Here is a 21,755-nt window from a genome sequence, read left to right as displayed (position 1 = left end):
ACATGGCGTACTACCGCCAGGTGGGACAGATCCCACCCAAACGACACACCCAGTTCCGCACCGGCGGCGGTGCGCTGTACTACGAGGAATTGATAGGGGAGGAGGGCTTCTCCAGTGACTCGTCGCTGCTGTACCACCGGCATATCCCCTCGGCGATCCGGGAAGCGGCGACATGGGAGCCCGGAGACCTTTCGCTGACTCCCAACCATCCGCTCATCCCGCGGCATTTGCTGTTGCCCGCGCTGTTTGCAGGTGAGGAGTGGAAGTCGATCGACGTGGTGACGGGTCGTCGACTGGCACTCGGCAACGACGACGTCCGTATCTCCTATGTCGTCGCCGGTGCGGAATCACCGTTGTACCGCAACGCCATCGGCGACGAGTGTGTGTACGTCGAGTCGGGCGCGGGCCTCGTGGAGACCGTGTTCGGAGCGCTGCCGGTGCGGGAGGGCGACTACGTCGTCCTGCCCCGGGCGACCACGCACCGATGGCTGCCGGAATCAGGAAAACCGTTGCGCGCCTATGTTATCGAGGCGAACAGTCATATCGCGCCGCCCAAGCGCTACCTGTCGCGCTTCGGCCAGCTACTCGAACACGCCCCGTACTGTGAACGCGATCTGCACGGCCCCGCTGAGCCGCTGCTGTCGGAGAAGACCGACGTCGAAGTCCTCGTCAAACACCGGGGACCCAACGGGATCACCGGTACGCGCTATCTGGTTCCGCACCACCCATTCGACGTTGTCGGCTGGGACGGCTGCCTCTACCCGTATACCTTCAATATCTCCGACTTCGAGCCGATCACCGGCCGGGTGCACCAGCCGCCGCCGGTGCATCAGGTGTTCGAGGGGGACAAATTCGTCATCTGTAACTTTGTGCCGCGCAAGGTGGACTACCACCCGCTATCGGTGCCGGTGCCGTACTACCACTCGAATGTCGACTCCGACGAAGTGATGTTCTATTGCGGCGGCGACTACGAGGCGCGCAAGGGCACCGGAATCGGGCAGGGATCAATATCGCTACACCCGGGCGGGCACGCGCACGGCCCACAGCCCGGAGCGGTCGAGCGCAGCCTGGGTAAGGAATTCTTCGACGAACTCGCCGTCATGGTCGACACCTTCCGGCCGCTGCAGCTCGGCGAGGGCGCAATGGCCTGCGATGACGGCGTCTACGTCGGCAGCTGGTCGCGGGCGAACTCATGACCGGACTGCTGGACGGCCTGGTCGACGATGCCGGACTGTTCCCGCCGACCGCATTGAGCATGCCCGAAGCGGTCGCGCGGCACCGGGCCGACAGCCTTGCGACCAATCCGGTACTGACGCACCGATTCCTGTGCCCGGCGAGCCGTATCGGCGAACTTCGCGCCCAACTCGAAATCGACGACCGCATTCGCGTCGGCCTGATCGCGGACAAAGGCGTGTCCGGACTGGCCACCGTGCTGTCGGACATAGCAGCCGATCCGGCTCTCGATTTGGTGCTGATCGAGTTCCCACTCGCCGCGGCGAACGCGCCGGTGGCGGAGGCGGTCGCCCAGCTGCCGGACCGCGTGCCGATTTTCGTCGAGCCCGCGGCCTACTCCGACATCGCCGACCTCGCCCCCGAACTGGCACGGCTCGGCGTCGGCCTGAAGCTCCGTTGCGGCGGCATTCGGTCGGAATTGTTCCCCTCGGCGCCCGCACTGGCGCAGGCACTGGTCGCCGCTGCTGGAGCGGGCGTTCCCGTGAAAGCCACCGCTGGTTTGCATCACGCGGTTCGTTACACCGATGAGCGGACCGGATTCACCCACCACGGATTCCTGAATCTGGTGCTCGCCGCCGCGGCCGCTGCGGGGGGCACGGACGCGGAAGCGATCGAGGCCACCTTGCTGACCGACGACTCCCTGCGGTTGGTGCGCACCGCCACCACCCTGGATGGCGCGGCCATCATGGCCACACGCAGCCTGCTCACCAGCTACGGATCGTGCAGCACGACCATCCCGGTGGCCGAGGCCCAGGCCTTCGGACTTATTGACACGGAAAGGGTTTCACAATGACCACCACTTGGGCGCCGGTACCCGAGGGCTCCGGCTTCGGAATCGACAACCTGCCCTACGGAGTCTTCTCGCCATCGGGCGAAGTTGCCCGCGTCGGCGTCCGGATCGGCGATCACGTGCTCGATCTACGGGCCGCTCTGGGCGACCAGGTGTTCGAAAGTGCTTCGTTGAACGACTTCATGGCTTGTGGGCGGGAATTCTGGACAGCAACCCGCCGTCGGATCATCGACTTGCTCACCGACCCGATGCAACGAGCCCGCGCGGCCGAGATATTACATCCGGTGGACCAGGTCGGACTGCACCTACCGATAGAGGTAGCCGATTACGTCGACTTCTATGCCAGCGAGCACCATGCCACCAACCTGGGCACCATGTTTCGCCCGGATTCGGCTGCGCTGCTGCCGAATTGGAAGCATCTACCGGTCGGCTACCACGGCCGGGCGGGCACGGTCATCGCCTCCGGCGTTTCGGTGATTCGTCCCCGGGGGCAGCGCAAGGCTCCGTCGGATCCGGTGCCGATGTTCGGGCCGTCAGCGCGCCTCGATATCGAAGTCGAGGTGGGCTATGTGGTCGGCGCACCGAGCAAACTGGGAAAGCCGGTGTCCACCGAGGATTTCGCCGACCATGTTTTCGGGGTGTGCCTGGTCAACGACTGGTCGGCCCGCGATATCCAAGCCTGGGAATACGTACCGCTCGGGCCGTTCCTCGGCAAGTCGTTCGCCACCTCGATCTCGCCATGGATCGTTCCGTTGGAAGCACTGGCCGCCGCGCGGGTACCGACGCCGCCACAGGATCCGAAACCGTTGCCGTATCTCGCGGAGTCGGAGCCATGGGGACTGAATCTGCGGCTGGAATTCGCGCTGAACGGGCACACGGTGTCTCGGCCGCCGTACGCGCAGATGTATTGGTCTCCGGCGCAGATGCTCGCGCACATGACGATCAACGGTGCGAGCCTGCGTACGGGTGATCTGTTCGCTTCGGGCACGGTGTCCGGACCGGCTGTGGATCAGCGCGGTTCGCTGATCGAACTCACCTGGAACGGAACCGAGCCGGTGCACCTGCCCGATGGCGGCACCCGCACCTTCCTGGAAGATGGCGATATCGTGACGCTGAGCGGATCCGCCCCCGGTCCTTCCGGTGCGCTGATCAGCCTCGGCGAGGTCACCGCCCGCATTCAACCGCCGGAAGCGGCGGGTTCCTGACGCATTGTTCTGTGCGACGGCCAGTATCGCGAGTCAGTCCGGAGTACCCGCCGCTGATGCCGCGAGTCCACGGATAGCCTGGTCGACGAGCCGCTCCGCAAGCGAATCGTCTAGCGGGCCGGTACCGAAGAGCAAGTGAAAGTAGATCGGCGCGTAGATCATCTCGGCCGCATCGCCCGGTTCGATGTCGGAACGGAACACGCCCTCGTCGACCCCTCGGCGAATCAGCTTGTCCACCGCGGCGTATCGGTCGTTCCAGAACCGGGTCTTGAAATCGGCGAGGGTCGCCGGGTCGTACTGTCCCTCGGCAATGATCTGGGCGATCAGCCGCCCTTGCGGTCCGGCGTACCGCGCGACCAGTGACTTCACATGGGTTTCGAGGGCCTTGCGGACCGGAAGATCCTCCGGGATGCGGACCTGTGGCAGATGCCCCTCCATGAAGGCGTCTATGACCACGGCGGCCTTGTTGGGCCACCACCGATAGATGGTCGCCTTGCTGACCTTCGCCCGCTTGGCGATCATCTCGATGGTCAGCTTCTGGACGGTTGTCGCCCGTCTCCGATCCCGGACCAGTAGGTCCATGGTTGCGTCCAGGATCGCCTGTCGACTCGATTCGCTTCGTACAGCCACAAGTGGATGTTATCCCGAATCCATTGTCAAACACGGTATTGGCATGGTTCTATATCCATATACGATACGAAACGTTTCGGATGACATAAAGGGTGGTTAGCAATGAAGCTCAGCCGAATCTCCCGTTCGACGCCGGACGGCGACCAAACCAGGCTCGTAGCGGTCGAACCGGACCGAGACCGAGTGGTGGATCTGGCCCAGGCGTACCGCATCGGCCGTCAGCGCGGGTCGGCGTCCGACGCGGCCGCACGGCGGCTCGCGGCCGCGTACTTCCCGTCGAGCATGGCCGCCGCGATCGCGGCCGGTCCGGTATTCCTCGAGGCCGCGCATTGGGCGGTGGATCAGGCGGGTGACGATGCGTCGCTGCCGATCGGCGAGGTCGACTGGCAGCCCGCTGTCGATCCGCCGGTGATCCGCGACGGCCTGACCTTCCCGCTGCATATGAAGCAGTTCCACGAGAAGGTCGGCGGCGGTCTGCCGAACCCGCAGCTATTCAAGACTCCCGGCTACTTCAAGGGGTCCACGGGTGTGGTCTACGGGCACGACCAGGAGGTGCCCTACCCGGGCTACTCCGAATTCGTCGATTACGAACTCGAAATCGGATTGATCGTCGGAGGCTACGGCAGCAACCTCACGCCCGACGAGGCGCAGTCCAAGTTGTTCGGTCTCACCATCTTCAACGACTTCAGCGCCCGCGATGTGCAGGGCTCCGAAATGGGGATGGGTATGGGCCCGCAGAAGTGCAAGGACTTCGCCTACGGTATCGGCCCGTGGATCACGACCATGGACGAGTTCCAGGACTTCGACGCCATCACCGGCTCCGTCCATGTCAATGGCGAGGAGTGGACCAGCACCAAGGCCGACGGCATGATCTACACCCCCGCCGAACTGCTGGCCTACGTCTCCATCGGCGACAACCTGCAGCCGGGTGACCTCATCGGCTCGGGCACGCTACCCAACGGCTCCGGCCTCGAAATCGACAAGAAGCTGCGGCCGGGCGATGTCGTCGAACTCGAGATCAGTGGCGTCGGCGTGTTGCGCAACCGGCTGAGTGCCGAACCCGCGACCGCGCCGTGGTGGCCGGAGCCCCGTCCGTACCCCTTCGGCACGGCCACAGTCTGAGAGGAAACGCCCAATGACCGAAAACACCGTGATCGCGCCCGTTCGCCGGATCGTGACGGGCCACGACGAGAACGGCCGATCGATCATCGTCAGCGTCGGCGATTGCCCGAATATCTTTGTATCCGAGGATATTCCGGGATTCGGTGCGAGTGTCGCCTGGCTCACCGAACCCGGCGATATCTCCAATGCCGGCAACGAGGACACGGCCACCGCCGACACGCAGGTGCCCATGTACCCCAAGGTGGGCGGCAGCATCTTCCGGATAGCCACCTTCCCGCCGGATGCCGCATACAGCGACCGCGCGGCGAAGACGATGTTCAGCGAATTCGGTGGCGAGCACGCGCGCGCTGCGGCGCAGGAGGATTCCCGGCACTTCTGGTTCCACCGCACCGACTCCCTCGACTACGGCATCGTGCTCGACGGTGAGATCTGGCTGATGACCGACGAGGGTGAGTGCTTGATGAAACCCGGCGACGTCGTCGTCCAGCGTGGCACCAGCCATTCGTGGTCCAACCGCAGCGACAAGCCGTGCCGGATGGCGTTCATCCTGCTCGGTTCGCTGCCGCTGTTCGACGAGGCGCGGCCGTGACCAGTGATGTGGTGTGGCGGCCCAGCTCGGAGCGTGTGGCCGCCGCGGAGGTGACCCGCTTCCGGGCGGGTTTGCCCCCCGAACTCCGGGATGCCGAATACCTGGATCTGTGGCGCTGGTCGACCGAACATCCGGACCGGTTCTGGCTGGCCATCGCCGACTTCGAGGATGTCCGGCTGGGCGGCGCACCGACCGGTCCGGTCGCTCCGGACGAAATGATCGGTGGCGCTTGGTTTCCGGGCCGCACCGTCAACTACGCCGAGCACATGCTGCGCAAGGCCCCCGAGACTGCGCTGATCATTGTGGACGACGACAACCGGTCGCATGCCGTGTCGCGCGCCGAGCTGCACCGGCAGGTCGCGGCCCTGGCCGCGGCGCTGCGGTCGATGGGCGTGCTGCCCGGTGACCGGGTGGCCGCGGTACTGCCCAACCGATCCGAGGCCGTCGTCGCGCTGCTCGCGTGTGCGGCGGTCGGTGCCATCTGGTCGGTGTGTTCGCCGGAATTCGGCACCAGTGCAATCGTCTCCCGCTTCGCTCAACTGAGCCCGCGGGTACTCATCGCCGCGGACGGCTACCGGCACGGTGGGCGCGAGCACGAGCGAGCCGCCGAAATGACCGAGGTGGCAGCCGAATTGCCGGATCTCGAGCACGTGATCTGGGTGGATGATCTGCGTCCGGGGCAACGGCCCGCCTTCGATGTTCCGGTGCGAACCTGGGCTGCCGTCACCGACGCAGACATCGAACTTCAATGCACCGATCTGCCATTCGAGCATCCGCTGTGGGTGCTGTTCTCTTCCGGCACAACGGGAATCCCCAAGGGCATCGTGCACGGCCACGGCGGTGTGCTGTTGGAGCATCTGAAGATGCTGCGCATCCACAGCGATGTGCGGGCGGGCGATCACTATATGAATGTCGCCAGCACGGCCTGGGTGGTCTGGAACATGCTGATCTCCGGCCTTGGCGTCGGCGCGACGGTGGTGCTGCTCGACGGTAGCCCGGTCCGGCCCGAACTGGGCCGCGTCTGGCAGGTCGCGGCCGAACACGACGTCGACATCATGGGACTCAGCGCTGGCTATATCCACGCCTGCCTGAAGGCCGGCGTGCAGCCGCCCCGAAGCCGGTTGCGCACGCTCCAGGTGACCGGATCACCCCTGTCGGAAGCCGGATTCGATTGGGTCTACGAGCATTTCGACGATATGTGGCTGTCATCGATGAGCGGTGGCACCGACATCTGTTCCATCTTCGTCGGCGGCGTCCCGGAACTGCCGGTTCGCAAGCCGCGACTACAGGCACCGGCGCTCGGTGTCGCGGTCGCCGCATGGGACGCTGACGGTAATCCGGTGGCGGGGGAGCAGGGCGAACTGGTCATCACCAAGCCGATGCCGTCTATGCCGCTGCGATTCTGGAACGACCCGGACAACAGGCGTTACCTGGCCAGCTACTTCGAGATGTTCCCCGGCATCTGGCGCCACGGCGATTTCATCGAATTCGACGCTGACGGCAGTTCGGTGATCCATGGGCGTTCGGATTCCACATTGAACCGCCAGGGCATCCGGATCGGATCGGCGGAGATCTACCGTGTCGTCGAGGATTTCCCCGAAGTGCGGGAATCCCTGGTCGTGGGAGCCGAACTCGGCGCCGACGACTACGACATGGTGTTGTTCGTGGCGGCGATCGACGGTGTGGATCACGACGCGCTGCGGCCCCGGATCGCGGAAGCGCTGCGTACCTTGCTGTCGCCGCGGCATGTACCCGACGACATTGTGTTCATGCGCGCCATCCCGCATACGCGGACCGGGAAGAAGCTGGAGGTCCCCGTCAAGCGCATGCTCCAGGGCGCGGCCCTGACGGATGTGGTGGACCTGGGCGCGGTGGACGACAGCGGCCTGCTGCGGGAATACGAGGACTTCGCACACCGACGACACACTCTGGAGACAGTATGAGCAACGACGTCAGCTTTCACATCGGCACCTTCGCAGACGGAGACCAGCCGCCGTATCCGGGAATCGTCGTGGCCGGGCGCGTGTACGACACGCGCACAGTCCTGCCACATACGTCGACGGCGGCGATGCTTCGCGACTGGGAGCCCGTCCTACGGTCCTTGCAGGACTTCACGAATACGGTGACCGGCGACGGCCGCCCGGTGGAGGAATTGCGCGTGCTCGCGCCGGTGCAGCAGCCGGGGCAGATCTTCGCGGCGGGCGCCAACTACCGCGAGCACATCATCCAGATCACGGTCGCCCACCGCATCGGAACCCCCGGCGCGTCCGAGGCGGAACTGCGTGAGCAGGCAGCCCGGGAGACCGACGAGCGGGCCGCCCATGGCGACCCCTATGTCTGGGTCGGCGTGCCGACAGCCATCAGCGGTGCCTATGACGACGTGATCCTGCCGTCCGTGGGCGAAAACCACGACTGGGAACTGGAACTCGGCGTGATCATCGGACGCCGGACTCGCGATGTCGGCGTGGCCGAGGCCATCGACTCGGTCGCCGGATACACCATCTGCAACGACCTGACCACGCGGAGTCTGGTGCCCCGCAGCGATATTCCGATGATGGGCACCGATTGGATGCGGGCGAAGAACGCGCCCACCTTCTATCCGACCGGGCCGTATCTCACCCCGGCGAAATTCGTGTCGGACCCGCTCGATCTGGAGATCACCCTGCACCTCAACGGCGACCTGATGCAGAAGGGATCGACGAGCGACATGCTGTTCGGCCCCGCGCAGCTGATCTCCTATATCTCCCGCTACACCACGCTCGAGCCGGGCGACATGGTCATCACCGGTTCGCCTGCGGGCAACGGCTCACACCATGGGCGGTTCCTGCGCGCGGGGGACGTGATGGAGGCCGAGATCACCGGCCTCGGAAAGCAGCGCACCGTCTGTCGATCGGCCTCCACCCAGGGCTGATCGGGGGCGAGCGCACCGAGGGCCCGACCGCAGTACCACCGCGGTCGGGCCCTCGGTCGATGCCGCCGGGGCATCCAGTGCTCGGCCCCCGGCGGCACCGAATCTTCCAATGCGGCAACCGAAGAAGGTTTGGTCAGACGGTGCTGCCGCCGTCGCCGAGCAGCGTGCTGCCCGTCATGAAGGCCGACAGATCCGATGCGCAGCAGAGGACGACGCGGGCGATGTCGTCGGGAATACCGAGCGGCCACAGACCCCACATCCCGCGCGTCGAGTTCTTCATCGGCGCTAGCGCATCCGCACGCGCTTCAGCAGCAGTGCGCTACCCCCTCGATGGACAGCGCGTACCTATCGGCGGACGAGAAGGCTACCCGGGTGCTCGCGATGATGGACGGCCTGCGCATCCAATCCCTGCTCGATCCGTCTCGGGAAACCCTCGGGCTGCTCGAGGTGATCATGAAACTTGTCGTAACGCCCCGGGATCCGAAAAGGGCGGGGGCAGCGGGAAATTCGCTGCCTCCCGCCCGCTGACCGAGCCCGATATCTCACATAGGCGGTGCGACGAACTGGCCCTTGTCGGGGTCGTTGAACATCTGCTTGCTGATCCACTCGTCCGCGGTCTCCGCGATCCCCCACATATCGGAGGTTGCCGGATCGGAGACGTCGTAGATGCTGGGGTGCCAGGTGTCCTCGTCGATGGTGGCGAGCTCGGTGGTGTACTCCATAGTGTTGCCGTTGGGGTCGTGGAAGTACGTGAAGGTGTTGTCACCGGCGCGATGCCGGCCGGGGCCCCAGATCTTGGGGACTCCGGCGCGCATGAGACGCCCGCTGCCATAGAGGTATTCGTCCAGGCCGCGCAGTTCGAACGAGACATGGTTCAGCGCGGTATGCGGACCGCGGGAGACCGCGATGCTGTGGTGCTGGTCGCTGCAGCGCAGGAACCAGAACAGCCCGCCCATCCGGGGATGGGTATTCGTGTCGGACAGCCGGAAGTTCAGATGCTTCTCGTACCACGCCGTCATCTTCTCCGGCTCGGGCGAATTGAACACCACGTGCGACAGGCGCACCGGAATGTCTTCCTTCTCCTCGATCTTGCGATGCTTGCGGGTCTCCACATCCGACGACACCTCGATGGTGCGGCCCTCGAGGTCGAAGAACCGGAAACCGTAACCGCCACCGGGGGTTTGGAGGATATCCGGCTCATTGATCAGCTGCACGCCCTCCCTGCCGAGACGGGCGGCGAGTCCATCGACGGTCGCGCGGTCGGCCGCGCCGAGCGAGATCAGGTCGAGGCGTTTCTCCGCAGCCTTCCGGACCCGCACGATGTACTGCTCGGGTGAGCCTTCGGCGGCGAAGTAGCTCACGTCACGCTCGCCACCTGTGCTGGCCAAACCCCAGTGTTTCGCATAGAACTCGACTTGTTTGTCGTAGTCGGGCACGGCGATGTCGACGTGACGCAGATGGGTGATCGGACTGAACGACATTCATTTCTCCTTCGAAATTCGGTCCGCCGGCTACGAGGCCACAACGGGTGCGGCGGCCACCCGGGGCGCGGCGGTAAGGGCGGGGATTATGGTGAGCAGTTCCGCCAGTCGCGCTGCCGTATCGGCGGTGCCGAGCACGTAGCGGTCCGGCCGCACGACAATGGCCTTCGAGTCGACTGAGGCGAGGAGCTCTGCGACCTGTTCCGTGCCGGTCAGAACGACGATCTCGGGATTGGTCTCGACTTCGATCCGCGTATTCTCGGGGAGTCCGGCGAATATCTCGGCAGTGGTCGCGAGCAGAAAGCGCACGCCCACGATGTCGTCGAGGCGAGTCCCGTCGGCCAGCATGGGTTGCTGCGAGAGGTGTCCCGCATTCGGGTCGCCGGGACCGGTGTGCAGTCCCGGGCCGAGTGCCGGAAGCGGCGGATAGACGTCCTGGGGATGGCTGCGGATATGCGCATCGCGACCGGCCGCTGTCGCCGGATCGGTTGTCTGGACCAGATGCGCCATGGTGGCGGCCTTCTCCACCCAGTAGCGCGCATGGGGTAGCCGTTCGCTCTGGTAGGTGTCGAGTAGTTCCGGCGCAGCGGTGCCGCGTGCCACCGCCTTCAGCTTCCAGACCAGGTTGGTGACATCACGCATACCGGCACAGAGACCTTGGCCGAACAGTGGCGGCGCCTGGTGGGCGGCGTCGCCCGCGAGGAAGACGTTTCCGACGCGCCACTGTTCGGCGACTCGAGCGCGGAAGGTGTAGACGGCGATCCGGTCCGGCTCGAAATCGGCGACCGGCAGCACACCGCGGCTGATGCGCTCGATCGCCGGACGAGTCACGATCTCCTCGAGGTCGTCGTCCGGCATGACCTTGAATTCCATCCGGACGCGTTCGCCGGGCAGTCGAACCCACAGTCCCGGCCGGGAATGGTGTCCGAGGAAAGCCATCGTGCCGGGCAGGCCCGGGCTGTCGCGCAGCAGTCCGTCGACGACCAGCCACGGGTCGTCGGAACCCAGTTTCTCGGTCTCGATACCGAGCTGGCGCCGAACCTGGGAGTTGGCGCCGTCGCACGCGATCACCCAACGGACGCTGATGAACTCTGTTGTGCCATTGGCATTCTCGACTCGGCATCGCACGCCGTCGATGTCCTGTGTGAAGTCGAGGAGCGTGACACCCGAACACAGCCGCACGTTCGGGTATCGCTCGAGTTCGCCGCGCACAAGTGTTTCCATATCGGGCTGATGGAACATGAGATCGTCATGCCATGCCTGGGGGCCGAACTGACCGGTGGGCAGCTCGAACAGGAGCTCACCCGCCTCGTTCTCCATGCGGAATTCGGTCATCGGCTCGCAGAGCGCGCAGGCCAGCTCACCGATACCCAATGCCTGCAGTGTCCGCAGCGTTTCGCCGTCGAAATGCACGGCCCGGGCATGCGGCCAGGTTGTGGCTTCGCGCTCGATTCCGATCGCGGAGATGCCCGCACGTCCCAGCATGGCGAGAGCGATTGCCCCTACCGGTCCGCAACCGACGACAGCAACTTCGTAGTGGTACGACACCATCACTCCCTTGTGTACTAAACGTATCGTATCGAATCACAACTGTACGTCGGTGCGGCGCGGATCACAATCCCTTGGTGTCGATTCGAATTCGTGCAGGCCGCTGGGACTATTGCCCCGCACTCCGCTCACCGAGCAGGCTGCCGCGCGCCCGGAATTCGGCGATCACCTCGTCGCTACGTCGGATGGTTACGTCACAGACCAGCGTCCGCCCGGAGCGAGAGCGAACGGCCGCCTCGGCGGTCAGGACGTCACCGAGGTATGCCGGGCGCAGGTACTGGATGTCGGCGGCCGCCGTCACCGCGGGTCCGAAACTATTCGCCGCACACGCGAATACCGTGTCGGCCAGTGTGAATACCAGGCCGCCGTGCAGGATCCGGTGTCCATTGACCATGTCCGGGCGGACCGGCATGCGTGCCAGCGCGCTGCCCCGATCGGCGGACAGGATCTCGATGCCGAGCATTCTCGAGACCTGATCGGCATCCAGCAGTGCGCGCACCGTGTCGACCACGCGGCCGTTGTCGATGTCGTCGATGGCGGCGTTCACACGGACACCACGGCGGCCAGCGGAGCGGGCTCGAAAAGTTCGCCGGCTCCGGGTTCGCCGGGTGGCATCATCTCCAGCTCAGCGCGGATCGAGTAGAGGCGGCGCAGCCCGGAGGGTGCCGGGGTGAGCGACTCCGGGGTGGCGTGGAGGCTCGCGCGTGCCGAGGGTTCGGTGTATCCGCCCCGGACGAGAACATCGATCGCTTGCCCGGCCTCGGCCGTGGCGAGCCAGCGCCGGGCACGGTCCAGGCAGGACAGGTATTTGCTGATCGCTTCGGTGGATGCCAGCCCGGCGGTGCCGGCCACCAGACCCTGCCCCGGATAGTCGGGCACTTCGTCGCCAACCGCCAGCAGAACCGGCAAGCCCTCGGCTCGGGCCAGTTCGTCCAGGGGCGGGCCGAGCAGGGTTGCCGCGATGTCGCCGGCGAGCAGGGCGTCGTAACGTTCGCGCACCCCGCCCACCGGGATCAGGAGATAATCGTCGAAGTTGAGCCCGTGCGACCGCAGGACGTGCCGCAGTACGACGGCGAACCCGTTGTCGACGGCGTCCACGCCCAATTCAGCCCCCCGTAGCGAATCGATCGTGCCGAATCCCTTGCGCCCCACCAACTGCAGCGGTGTGGTCCGCTCCAACTGTGCGAGCAGCCGGACCTCGGCTCCGGTCGCATTCCAGACGATCAGATTGTCGATGGCGGTCACGGCCAGGTCGCAGTCGCCGCCGACGAGCTGGGCGCGCTGTTGGTCCGAGGATCGGGTGAGCGTGGTGTCGACCTCGACCCCGGCTTCCGTAAGGAAGCCGAGTTGGTCGGCCACGACATACAGCGGCGGGTGGACGAACACCGACTGGTGCAGTCGGACAGTCATAAGGATCTACCTTTCTGAGTCACCGGATGACGCATGGTCCTTATTCTGAACGATACGTCTAGTTCACTACCGGCTCGGCGGAGATCAGGTTCACGTTGGGCAATTTCTGCACACCGTCAGTGGGCCGCCGCCCGGAGGGAATCGTTGTTCCGGCGCCGCCACTGCGTGAATTCGCGGGGCATGCTCCAACCCAGCACCGCGGTGACGGCATCGTCACGGCGCTGGACCGCCACGAACCGGGCATCGTCGACAGCCCCCTCGACGATGTCGACCGGAAGATCCGCCTCGATTCGGCCGACCATTTGAATCCGATGGCCGAACTGGTCGGACCAGAAGTAGGGTGCGTCGAGATGCGGGGCACAAGGCGATCCGCCCGTGAGGTCAGCGAGCAATGTCCGCGCCGCGGTGGCCGCCATGCCCGAAGCTGTCGTCCAGTGCTCGATTCGGATCTGGCGGTCGCCGCGCTGGAAACGCGCCACGTCGCCAGCGGCCACGACGCCCGCGATATTGGTTCTGCCCCAGGGATCGGTCAGCACGCCGTTGTCGCAGAGCACACCGGAGCCCTCGAGCCACTCGGTATTGGGGATCGCACCGATTCCGACCAGGACCAGGTCGGCGGGCAGCCGTGTACCGTCGTCCAGTACGACTGCCGAGACCCGCTGTGCGCCATCGAATTCGGCGACGGTGTGACCGGTGATCATCTCGACGGTGTGATCGCTCATGGTCCGGCGAAGCAGATCGGAGGCCACTCGACCCAGATGGGCGTGGAAGGGCTGTTCCGCGGCTTCGACTACGGTCACCCGTTTACCCAGAGCGCCTGCTGTGGAGGCGACTTCGGCACCGATGAAGCCAGCGCCCACGATGACAACCTGCTGCGCGGACTCCATCGCCCCCCTGAGCGAGACGGCGTCGTCGAGGGTGCGCAGGACGTGAATTCCGGTCAGCTTGTCGCCCTTCGGAATTCGCCGGGCCCGCGCGCCGGTGGCGATGACGATACCGTCGACGGCCAGGGTTTCGCCGTCGCCGATGGTCACCTGCCCCGGCCGCAGGCTCGTCGCCGCCCAGCCGAGCACCCATCGTGCCGCAAGGGACTCGCGGGCAGCGCTGTCCGCCAACGCGATATCGACGGTCTCGATCTTGCCGAGAAGGAAGTCCTTGGACAGGGGCGGTCGATCGTAGGGTGGATGGGATTCGTCGCCGATGATCGTCATTTCGCCGTCGTACCCCTCCGCACGCAGGGTTTCGGCGGCGCGAAGGCCGGCCAGCGACGCGCCCACCACGGCGATATGAGTCACGATCGCTCCTCGAGGAGGAAGACTTCGCCATTCTCGACCACCACCGGGAAGGTGGCGATCGGCTCACGGGCCGGGGGGACATCGGGTGCCCCTGTCGCCAGATCGAAGCGCGATTCGTGCAGCGGGCACTCGACGCATCCGTCCTCGACCCAGCCGTCGGACAGTGCGGCCGTCTGATGGCTACAGGTGTCGGCGATACAGAAGATCTCGCCATCGGACTCGGCCACGGCCAGCGGGGTGTCGATGCCCGGCACATCGGTGACGCGGATGATGCCGTTCGCGGGGACGTCCGCGCGGTCGCACAGTTTGATTCGAATCATGGTGTCGCTCATTACTTCTCCATCTGGTCGAACAACACCGGCACGGATGCCGGACCCCGGAACTGCCAGCCGATGAACCGTGGTTCGGCGGCCGGCCGAATACCGGGCAGGTCGAGGATCAAGGGGACGGCGGCGCGCATCATCGCGCGCACCAGGTGGCTGCCGAGGCAGAAGTGCGCGCCTACGGAGAAGCCGAGGTGATCCTCGAGTGCCGGGCGGTCGATGTCGAACTTCTCCGGATCGGCGAACTTCCGCTCGTCGTAGTCAGCGGACATGGCCAGCACCAGAACGGTGTCGCCGGCCTTCAAATCCGCTGCGGGGCCGGAGAAGTCCTGAATCAGAAGGCGCGGGTAACTGCCGACCGGTGTCAGCCACCGCACGGATTCGTCAATGGCGCGTTCGAATGCCGCACTGTCCTCGCGAACCCGCTGGCGGGTCTCGGGGTGGGTCATCAGCAGCCACGGCAGGGTAGCGATCGCGTCACGGGCGTCATTGAAACCGCCGGCGATCATGAGCTGGATATTAGCCGCGATCTCCTCGAGCGACAGCGGCTCGTCCGGGCTAGCGTGGACCATGGCCGAGACCACCGTAGCGTCGGGCTCGCGGCGAACACGTTCGATGGCCAGCCGGACCGCTTCGGTGTTCTCGGCGCGCGCGTTCTCGACGACCTTCCACACATCGGGGTCGTCGGTGTTGTTGATGAATCCGCCGATGTAGGCGTCGGACCAGCGGTGGATGTCCTCGGGTGTGGCGTCGAGGAGACCGAGCACCTCCCGCAGGCAGGCCCCGGTGAAGCCATTGGCGAAATCGGCCGCCAGCTCGGCCTGGTCACGACCGCGAAGTGGCTCGAGGTACTGCCGGGCGAGGTCGTCGATGACCTCGGGCCAGGCGCGTTGGATCGAGCGGCGCTTGAGCGGCTCGTCACCGGAGCCACGGAGGCGTCGGTGGAGGTCTCCTTCACTGCGGATCATGGTCTGCCCGAGGGTGCGAGTGAGCAGCGCGCCCGGAATCTCGGTCGAGAAGATCTCCGGATGCGAGTCCACGAAGACGACGTCATCGAAACGGCTGACCAGCCACATTTTCATGGTTTCGGACCAGGTCCAGCGTTCGGCCTCGCGCAGGGTGGCGAAGGTGGGAAAGGGGTCGACCATCATGGCGTCGAGGTCGAGATCGATTTGCGGTGTCGGCACCGAATTCCTCCTCATCGAGGGTGTTGCACCCTCATGAGTGTGATCCGCGCCATCTCGTATGAAAAGCACATATATCGGGCATTTGACCTAAGTTATTCTTATGAAGTCGCTCGACGTCACCTTGCGCCAGCTCGAATTCTTCGTGGCCACCGTTGAACGCGGAACATTGAGCGCGGCGGCTGCGGAGTTCCACGTTTCGCAGACCGCGGTGTCATTGGCCATCAGTCAGCTCGAGAAAGCGCTCGGCGTTCAGGTGCTGGTCCGCCGACCTGCCAAAGCGCCTGCGCTCACGGCCGCGGGACGGCAGTTGCTCGTCGATGCCCGGCAGGTGCTGGGCCATGCGGGTGAGCTCGAAAGCGCCGTGCGCACCATCGGACAGGACATTTCGGGACAGCTTGCCATCGGCTGCTTCCCGACGATCACCCCGTTCGTCATGGGCAGGATTCTCGAGGAGGTGCCGATCCGCTATCCGGAACTGGAGATCGATCTCGTCGAGGACACCGTCGAGGGCCTGCAGGGGCGGCTCGCCGACGGACTGTGCGATCTGGCGATCATGTACGACATCGGCTTGGGCAGCGATGTCACGACGCTGCCGCTGTACTCCTGCCCGCCCTACGCGGTGCTGCCCGCCGGGCATCGATTCGCCACGCGACGCACTGTGGCGCTGTCCGAACTGATCGACGAGCCGATGGTGATGATCGATATGCCGCCCAGCTTGGAGTTCTTCACCGGCCGAATAACCGAGGCGGGCTATACCCCAGATATCCGCTTCCGGACCAGAAGCGTCGAGACGGTGCGCACGTTCGTAGGCCGCGGCATGGGATGGGCTGTGCTGCTGCACCGCCCGGGGACCGAGCGCAGTTACGACGGCAGCGAGGTCGCCTCGATCGATCTCGAGGGGATGGGAGCGCCGGTCGAGGTCCTGCTCGTCATGAACTCCACCGCGCGGATGACTCGACGGGCACGGGCTTTCGCGGACCTGGCTCGTGAACTGCTGCGCACCGGCCCTGCCCCGGCCCGCTGACCGGATGTCACAGCGCCACGACGCCCTTGTCGATGTCGATGCGCTGCGCATCGGTGTAGATGTTCATGGTCTCGCCGCGCAGGAAGCCCACAAGAGTGATCCCGGCGTCAGCGGCCAAGTCCACCGCCAGTGAGCTGGGGGCCGAGACCGCGCCCAGCACGGGAATGCCCGCCAGCACCGCCTTCTGCACCAGCTCGAACGAGGCGCGGCTACTCACGATGAGGGCGAGATCCGCTGCGGGGATCCGGTTTTTGCGCACAGCCCAGCCGATCACCTTGTCGACCGCATTGTGCCGCCCGACATCCTCGCGGACCACGAGGGCGGTGCCGTCCCGCGTGAACAAACCCGCCGCGTGCAGTCCACCGGTGACGGCGAAGGCCGCCTGCTGTGACCGGAGCTCATCGGGCAGGGCGTACAGGACCGTCGAATCGATCGTGAAATCGCCGTAGCGCGGCCGGAATCGGGTGCGGGTTCGGACCTCGTCGAGCGAGGTCTTGCCGCAGAGGCCGCACGCGCTGTTGGTGATGAACCGTCGGCTCGGCAGCGGTGTGGGAGTGCGCAACCGGATATCGAGAACGTTGTACGTGTTGTGGCCGTCGGCGTCGGTTCCGGCGCAGTAACGGGCGGAGGCGATGTCATCGACCGAGTCGATGATGTTCTCGCTGAACAGGAATCCGTACGCCAGGTCGATATCGCTGCCCGGGGTGCGCATGGTGACGGTCAATGGTTCGCCGGCGATGCGCAGTTCGAGGGGTTCTTCGACGGCGAGGGTGTCGGGGCGGCGGACTTCCCCGGCGTGGGTTATCCGAATCACCTTGCGACGGGTCGTGATTCGACTCATGCTCGCACCTGACCGCTGGCTTCCAGCCGGATCGTGACGGCTTTGGAGACCGGTGTATTGGACCGTTCGGCGACGTGGTCCAGCGGGACCAGCGGATTGGTTTCGGGGTAGTAGGCGGCGGCATTGCCGCGCGGGGTGGAATAGGGGACCAGCCGAAAATCGGTGATTCGGCGTTCGATGCCGTCGGTCCACTCCGACACCAAGTCCACGAGGTCGTCCTCGGCGAAACCAAGGGCGGCGATATCGTCCGGATGCACCAGAACGACCTTGCGCCCGTTGTGGATTCCGCGATAGCGGTCGTCGAGTCCGTAGATGGTGGTGTTGTACTGGTCGTGGCTGCGCAAGGTCTGCAGGATGAGACGGCCCTCGGGGACTGGCAGCCAGTGCAGGTCGTTGACCGCGAAATTGGCCTTGCCGGTGGCGGTGTGGAACTCGCGGTTGTCGCGGGGTGGGTGCGGAAGCTGGAAGCCGTCGCGGTGACGCACTTTCTTATTGTAGTCGGCGCAGCCGGGCACCACGCGGGCGATGGCGTCGCGGATGGCGTCGTAGTCGTGCTGGAATTCCGCCCAGGGGACGGGGTGGTCGGAGCCGAGGAGTTCCTCGGCCAGTTCGCACACGATGGCGACCTCGCTGCGCATATGATCGCCGACCGGTCGCAGCCGTCCGGTGGACAGATGCACCATCGACATCGAATCCTCCACCGACACTTGCTGTTCGACTCCGGTGGCGGAGAGGTCGAGGTCGCTGCGGCCGAGAGTGGGCAGGATGAGCGCTGTGCTGCCGTGCACGACGTGGCTGCGGTTGAGTTTCGTCGAGACGTGGACGGTCAGCGCACAATTCCGCAGCGCGGACTCGGTGGCGTTCGTATCGGGAGCGGCGGACACGAAATTGCCGCCCATTCCGAAGAACACCGTGGCGCGCCCGTCCCGCATGGCGCGAATGGCGTCGACAGCGTCATAGCCGTGGCGGCGCGGGCTGGTGATGCCGAATTCGGAATCCAGTGCGGAGAGGAAGGTTTCGGGCATCTTCTCCCAGATGCCCATGGTGCGATCGCCCTGTACGTTCGAGTGCCCGCGGACCGGACACACGCCCGCACCCGGTTTGCCGATCATTCCGCGTAGCAGCAGCAGGTTCGTGCCCTCCTCGATGGTGGCTACCCCGTGGCGCTGTTGGGTGAGGCCCATGGCCCAGCACAGAATGGTCGCCTTCGACCCGGCCAACAGTGCGGCAGCCTGTTCCAGCTGTTCGCGTGTCAAGCCGGTCGCTTCCTCGACGAGGGCGAGATCGACTGCGCGCATGTGCTTTTCGTATGAGGCGAAGCCGGCGGTCCGAGTGTCGACGAACTCCCGGTCGACCACGGTGCCAGGCGCGCGGTCCTCGGCCTCGAACAGCAATCTGCCCAGCCCTTGGAACAGTGCCATATCGCCGCCGAGGCGGATTTGCAGGAATTCATCGGCGATGGTGACGCCGGTGGTGAGGCCCTTGACCGTCTGTGGATCACGGAAGCCGATCAGCCCGGTCTCGGGCAGCGGATTGATCGCGATGATCTTCGCCCCCGCCGCCTTGGCCTTCTGCAACGCCGACAGCATGCGTGGATGGTTGGTGCCGGGATTCTGTCCAGCCACCACGATCAGATCGGCCTTCTCGAAGTCGTCGATCGACACCGAGCCCTTGCCGATACCGATGGAGCCGGTCAACGCGGTGCCGGAGGATTCGTGGCACATGTTCGAGCAGTCCGGCAGGTTGTTGGTGCCGAAGCTACGCACGAGCAGTTGATAGAGGAACGCGGTCTCGTTGGCGGTGCGGCCGGAGGTGTAGAACAACGCCTCGTCAGGAGTGGCGAGGTCGCGCAACTCGGCCGCGATCAATCGGTAGGCGTCGGCCCAGTCGATGGGGGAGTAGTGAGTGTCGCCGGGCCGCAAGGCCATTGGATGGGTCAGGCGTCCCTGCTGGCCGAGCCAGTACCCGGTCTTCTCCGCAAGCTCCCGCACCGAATGCCGGGCGAAGAATTCCGGTCCGACGGTGCGCAGCGTCGCCTCTTCCGCGACGGCCTTCGCTCCGTTCTCGCAGAACTCGGCCGGGCGGCGGTGCCCGGCAGGCTCCGGCCATGCGCAGCCCGGGCAGTCGAAGCCGTGTCGCTGGTTGACGCGGGTCAGGGTGCGCGCCGTGCGGAGCACACCCATCTCCGCGACGGCACGGTCCAAGGCCACCGTCACCGCTGTCACGCCCGCCGCCTGGGTTTTCGGGGCGGTGACGGAGAGCTCGGACTCGTCGAAGTCCCGTGTCGGCGCGTTGCGGTTCATGGCGGGAATTCACTCTCTCTTTCGAAATGCGAAGGGGCGCTGGGCAGATCAGAACCCGCGGGCGATCCACTCCGCCAGGTGGGGTGCTTCGGCGCCGATGGTCGTGCCGTCACCGTGGCCGGTGTAGACACGGGTGTGCTCCGGGAGCGTGAGCAGGCGATCGCGGATCGAACCGATAATGGTGGGGAAGTCCGAGAACGACCGTCCGGTGGCTCCCGGTCCGCCCGCGAACAGGGTGTCGCCCGAGAAGAGCGTGTCGGCTTCGGGGAGATACAGGCACACCGAACCCGGCGAATGGCCCGGCGCGTGGATGACGTGCATTTCCGTCCCGGCTATGGCAATGCGCTGTTCGTCGGTGAGCGGCCAGTACGACTCACTCGGGTGTGTCAGCTGCCAGAGTGCGTCGTCTCCCGGGTGTACCAGGACCGGTGCGTAGACGTCTGCGGCGAGTTGCGGGGCAAAGGTGACGTGATCGTTGTGCCCATGGGTGCATACGACGGCGATGACATTGCGGTCGCCGATGGCCTCCAAGATGGGTTTGGCGTCATGGGCCGCGTCCACGACAATGACCTCGTCGTCGTCACCGACCACCCAGACATTGTTGTCGACCTCCCAGGAACCGCCATCGAGTTCGAAGACTCCGGAAGTCACCACCCGCTCGATGCGGAGCCGGCCACTCACAGCACGACCACCGACCGCAGCACCTTGCCCTGGTGCATGGTGTGGAATGCCTGCTCCACCTCGTCGAGGGTGATGCGTTCGGTGACGAACTTGTCCAAGGGCAGGCGTCCCTGCTGGTACAGGTCGATCAGCATCGGGAAATCCCGGTCCGGCAGACAGTCGCCGTACCACGAAGATTTCAGCGCGCCGCCGCGGGAGAAGAAGTCGATCAGCGGCATCTCCAGCCGCATTTCAGGGGTTGGTACGCCTACCAGCACCACGGTGCCGGCCAGATCGCGGGCATAGAACGCCTGCCGCCAGGTTTCGGGGCGGCCCACGGCATCGATGACCACGTCGGCACCGAACCCGCCGGTGAGCTCTTGGACGGCGGCTACCGTGTCGGTGGTGGCGGCATTGACGGTGTGGGTGGCGCCGAGGTCGGCAGCCCACGCCAATTTCCGCTCGTCGCGATCCACGGCGATGATCGTGGACGCTCCAGCCAGCCGTGCACCGACGATGGCGGCATCCCCGACTCCGCCACAGCCGATCACCGCCACCGAATCCCCACGGCCGACATTCCCGGTATTGACCGCGGCGCCGAGGCCGGCCATGACGCCGCAGCCGATCAAGCCGGCGACCGCCGGATCGGCGGCAGGGTCGACCTTGGTGCATTGGCCGGCATGGACGAGGGTCTTCTCGGTGAACGCGCCGATACCGAGCGCTGGGGTGAGTTCGGTTCCGTCGGTCAGCGTCATCTTCTGCGTGGCGTTGAAGGTGTCGAAACAGTACTGCGGACGGCCCCGCCGGCAGGCCCGGCAGCTGCCACACACGGCCCGCCAATTCAGAATCACGAAATCCCCGACCTCGACGGAATCGACTCCCGCGCCGACGCTTTCGACCGTGCCCGACGCTTCGTGGCCGAGCAGGAAGGGAAATTCGTCGTTGATACCGCCCTCCCGATAGGTGAGGTCGGTATGGCACACGCCGCACGCGGCGACGGCGACGACGACCTCGCCCGGCCCGGGGTCGGGGATGATGATGTCGGTCAACTCGACCGGTGCCCCCGGCTTACGGGCGATGACTCCACGAACCTGCTGCGGCATAACTGGCTGTTCCTCCGATGAATGATCGAGCCATGCGTTCACGCGCATGCTTAGGCAGCGACGCTAGCTCCGGGCGATCCGATCGAGGACCTGGCCGGAC

The 21,755-nt window shown here is 65.5% G+C and carries 22 protein-coding genes; 9 read left to right on the top strand and 13 right to left on the bottom strand.

Annotation, left to right across the window (positions count from 1 at the left end; all coding sequences use genetic code 11):
• Window positions 1-2: 2 nt before the first annotated feature.
• Genes ACIBJI_RS33165 through fahA form a run of 3 tightly spaced genes read left to right on the top strand, consistent with a single transcriptional unit; the run spans window position 3 to window position 3,228 of the window.
• A complete protein-coding gene (locus ACIBJI_RS33165; protein ID WP_364352631.1) occupies window positions 3-1,196 on the top strand; it encodes a homogentisate 1,2-dioxygenase in 1,194 nt (397 codons plus the stop codon).
• Entirely contained in the window at window positions 1,193-2,026 is an 834-nt protein-coding gene (locus ACIBJI_RS33160) for a hypothetical protein (RefSeq protein WP_364352634.1), read from the top strand. Before ACIBJI_RS33165 ends, ACIBJI_RS33160 begins: the two co-directional genes overlap by 4 nt.
• Window positions 2,023-3,228, top strand: coding sequence for a fumarylacetoacetase (fahA, locus tag ACIBJI_RS33155; RefSeq protein WP_364352637.1), 1,206 nt, complete (start codon window positions 2,023-2,025; stop codon window positions 3,226-3,228). The genes ACIBJI_RS33160 and fahA overlap by 4 nt, the downstream gene beginning before the upstream one ends.
• Window positions 3,229-3,261: 33 nt before the next feature.
• Here fahA and ACIBJI_RS33150 read toward each other — a convergent pair whose 3' ends face one another.
• Window positions 3,262-3,858 carry a TetR/AcrR family transcriptional regulator gene (locus ACIBJI_RS33150; protein WP_364352640.1) on the bottom strand — a complete coding sequence of 199 codons (597 nt, stop codon included), beginning with the start codon at window positions 3,856-3,858 and terminating at the stop codon, window positions 3,262-3,264.
• A gap of 102 nt (window positions 3,859-3,960) precedes the next feature.
• On the opposite strand from ACIBJI_RS33150, the gene ACIBJI_RS33145 reads away from it, so the two are divergent.
• From ACIBJI_RS33145 to ACIBJI_RS33130, 4 genes are read left to right on the top strand one after another with little or no spacing between them, the layout of a single operon-like run.
• Window positions 3,961-4,980: a fumarylacetoacetate hydrolase family protein gene (locus tag ACIBJI_RS33145; protein WP_364352643.1), complete on the top strand. Its 1,020-nt coding sequence runs from the start codon at window positions 3,961-3,963 to the stop codon at window positions 4,978-4,980.
• Between the two features lie 13 nt (window positions 4,981-4,993).
• A complete protein-coding gene (locus ACIBJI_RS33140) occupies window positions 4,994-5,569 on the top strand; it encodes a cupin domain-containing protein (protein ID WP_364352646.1) in 576 nt (191 codons plus the stop codon).
• Window positions 5,566-7,512, top strand: coding sequence for an acetoacetate--CoA ligase (locus ACIBJI_RS33135; protein ID WP_364352649.1), 1,947 nt, complete (start codon window positions 5,566-5,568; stop codon window positions 7,510-7,512). The genes ACIBJI_RS33140 and ACIBJI_RS33135 overlap by 4 nt, the downstream gene beginning before the upstream one ends.
• Window positions 7,509-8,480 carry a fumarylacetoacetate hydrolase family protein gene (locus ACIBJI_RS33130; RefSeq protein WP_364352652.1) on the top strand — a complete coding sequence of 324 codons (972 nt, stop codon included), beginning with the start codon at window positions 7,509-7,511 and terminating at the stop codon, window positions 8,478-8,480. Before ACIBJI_RS33135 ends, ACIBJI_RS33130 begins: the two co-directional genes overlap by 4 nt.
• 133 nt (window positions 8,481-8,613) lie before the next feature.
• Here the strand turns inward: ACIBJI_RS33130 and ACIBJI_RS33125 are convergent, their stop codons facing one another.
• Window positions 8,614-8,760, bottom strand: coding sequence for a hypothetical protein (locus ACIBJI_RS33125; RefSeq protein ID WP_364352655.1), 147 nt, complete (start codon window positions 8,758-8,760; stop codon window positions 8,614-8,616).
• A 50-nt stretch (window positions 8,761-8,810) separates the two neighbouring features.
• Between ACIBJI_RS33125 and ACIBJI_RS33120 the strand changes: the two genes are divergently transcribed.
• Window positions 8,811-9,008: a hypothetical protein gene (locus ACIBJI_RS33120; RefSeq protein ID WP_364352658.1), complete on the top strand. Its 198-nt coding sequence runs from the start codon at window positions 8,811-8,813 to the stop codon at window positions 9,006-9,008.
• 14 nt (window positions 9,009-9,022) lie between these two features.
• Here the strand turns inward: ACIBJI_RS33120 and ACIBJI_RS33115 are convergent, their stop codons facing one another.
• From ACIBJI_RS33115 to ACIBJI_RS33085, 7 genes are all read right to left on the bottom strand, one after another.
• On the bottom strand, window positions 9,023-9,961 hold the full coding sequence (locus ACIBJI_RS33115) for a VOC family protein (RefSeq protein WP_364352661.1): 939 nt from the start codon (window positions 9,959-9,961) through the stop codon (window positions 9,023-9,025).
• Between the two features lie 30 nt (window positions 9,962-9,991).
• Window positions 9,992-11,509 carry a bifunctional 3-(3-hydroxy-phenyl)propionate/3-hydroxycinnamic acid hydroxylase gene (locus ACIBJI_RS33110; RefSeq protein WP_364352664.1) on the bottom strand — a complete coding sequence of 506 codons (1,518 nt, stop codon included), beginning with the start codon at window positions 11,507-11,509 and terminating at the stop codon, window positions 9,992-9,994.
• Window positions 11,510-11,618: 109 nt separating this feature from the next.
• Window positions 11,619-12,056, bottom strand: a complete 438-nt coding sequence (locus tag ACIBJI_RS33105) for a PaaI family thioesterase (RefSeq protein WP_396956893.1) — start codon at window positions 12,054-12,056, stop codon at window positions 11,619-11,621.
• Window positions 12,053-12,919 (bottom strand): ABC transporter substrate-binding protein, encoded by an 867-nt coding sequence (locus ACIBJI_RS33100; protein WP_364352667.1) that lies wholly within the window; start codon window positions 12,917-12,919, stop codon window positions 12,053-12,055. The genes ACIBJI_RS33105 and ACIBJI_RS33100 overlap by 4 nt, the downstream gene beginning before the upstream one ends.
• A 116-nt stretch (window positions 12,920-13,035) precedes the next feature.
• Entirely contained in the window at window positions 13,036-14,214 is a 1,179-nt protein-coding gene (locus ACIBJI_RS33095; protein WP_364352670.1) for an FAD-dependent oxidoreductase, read from the bottom strand.
• Window positions 14,211-14,546 carry a non-heme iron oxygenase ferredoxin subunit gene (locus ACIBJI_RS33090; protein ID WP_364352673.1) on the bottom strand — a complete coding sequence of 112 codons (336 nt, stop codon included), beginning with the start codon at window positions 14,544-14,546 and terminating at the stop codon, window positions 14,211-14,213. The genes ACIBJI_RS33095 and ACIBJI_RS33090 overlap by 4 nt, the downstream gene beginning before the upstream one ends.
• A complete protein-coding gene (locus ACIBJI_RS33085; RefSeq protein ID WP_364352676.1) occupies window positions 14,546-15,724 on the bottom strand; it encodes a cytochrome P450 in 1,179 nt (392 codons plus the stop codon). Before ACIBJI_RS33085 ends, ACIBJI_RS33090 begins: the two co-directional genes overlap by 1 nt.
• A 100-nt stretch (window positions 15,725-15,824) precedes the next feature.
• On the opposite strand from ACIBJI_RS33085, the gene ACIBJI_RS33080 reads away from it, so the two are divergent.
• Entirely contained in the window at window positions 15,825-16,748 is a 924-nt protein-coding gene (locus tag ACIBJI_RS33080) for a LysR family transcriptional regulator (protein ID WP_364352679.1), read from the top strand.
• A gap of 7 nt (window positions 16,749-16,755) precedes the next feature.
• Here the strand turns inward: ACIBJI_RS33080 and fdhD are convergent, their stop codons facing one another.
• The 4 genes from fdhD to ACIBJI_RS33060 are packed head-to-tail and all read right to left on the bottom strand — an operon-like array spanning window position 16,756 to window position 21,655.
• A complete protein-coding gene (gene fdhD, locus ACIBJI_RS33075) occupies window positions 16,756-17,589 on the bottom strand; it encodes a formate dehydrogenase accessory sulfurtransferase FdhD (protein WP_397087224.1) in 834 nt (277 codons plus the stop codon).
• The gene (locus ACIBJI_RS33070; protein ID WP_364352686.1) at window positions 17,586-19,892 is read right to left on the bottom strand and encodes an FdhF/YdeP family oxidoreductase; all 2,307 of its coding nucleotides are present in this window, start codon (window positions 19,890-19,892) and stop codon (window positions 17,586-17,588) included. Before ACIBJI_RS33070 ends, fdhD begins: the two co-directional genes overlap by 4 nt.
• Before the next feature lie 48 nt (window positions 19,893-19,940).
• Window positions 19,941-20,573, bottom strand: coding sequence for an MBL fold metallo-hydrolase (locus tag ACIBJI_RS33065; RefSeq protein WP_364352689.1), 633 nt, complete (start codon window positions 20,571-20,573; stop codon window positions 19,941-19,943).
• Complete coding sequence (locus tag ACIBJI_RS33060; protein ID WP_364352692.1) at window positions 20,570-21,655, bottom strand: S-(hydroxymethyl)mycothiol dehydrogenase; 1,086 nt, start codon at window positions 21,653-21,655, stop codon at window positions 20,570-20,572. Before ACIBJI_RS33060 ends, ACIBJI_RS33065 begins: the two co-directional genes overlap by 4 nt.
• Between the last annotated feature and the right edge of the window lie 100 nt (window positions 21,656-21,755).

This window comes from Nocardia sp. NPDC050408 (genome assembly GCF_044458905.1).
Taxonomy (GTDB): Bacteria; Actinomycetota; Actinomycetes; order Mycobacteriales; family Mycobacteriaceae; genus Nocardia.
The sequence above is the reverse complement of the archived record's forward strand: the minus strand, read 5'-3'. Positions and strand labels throughout refer to the sequence as shown.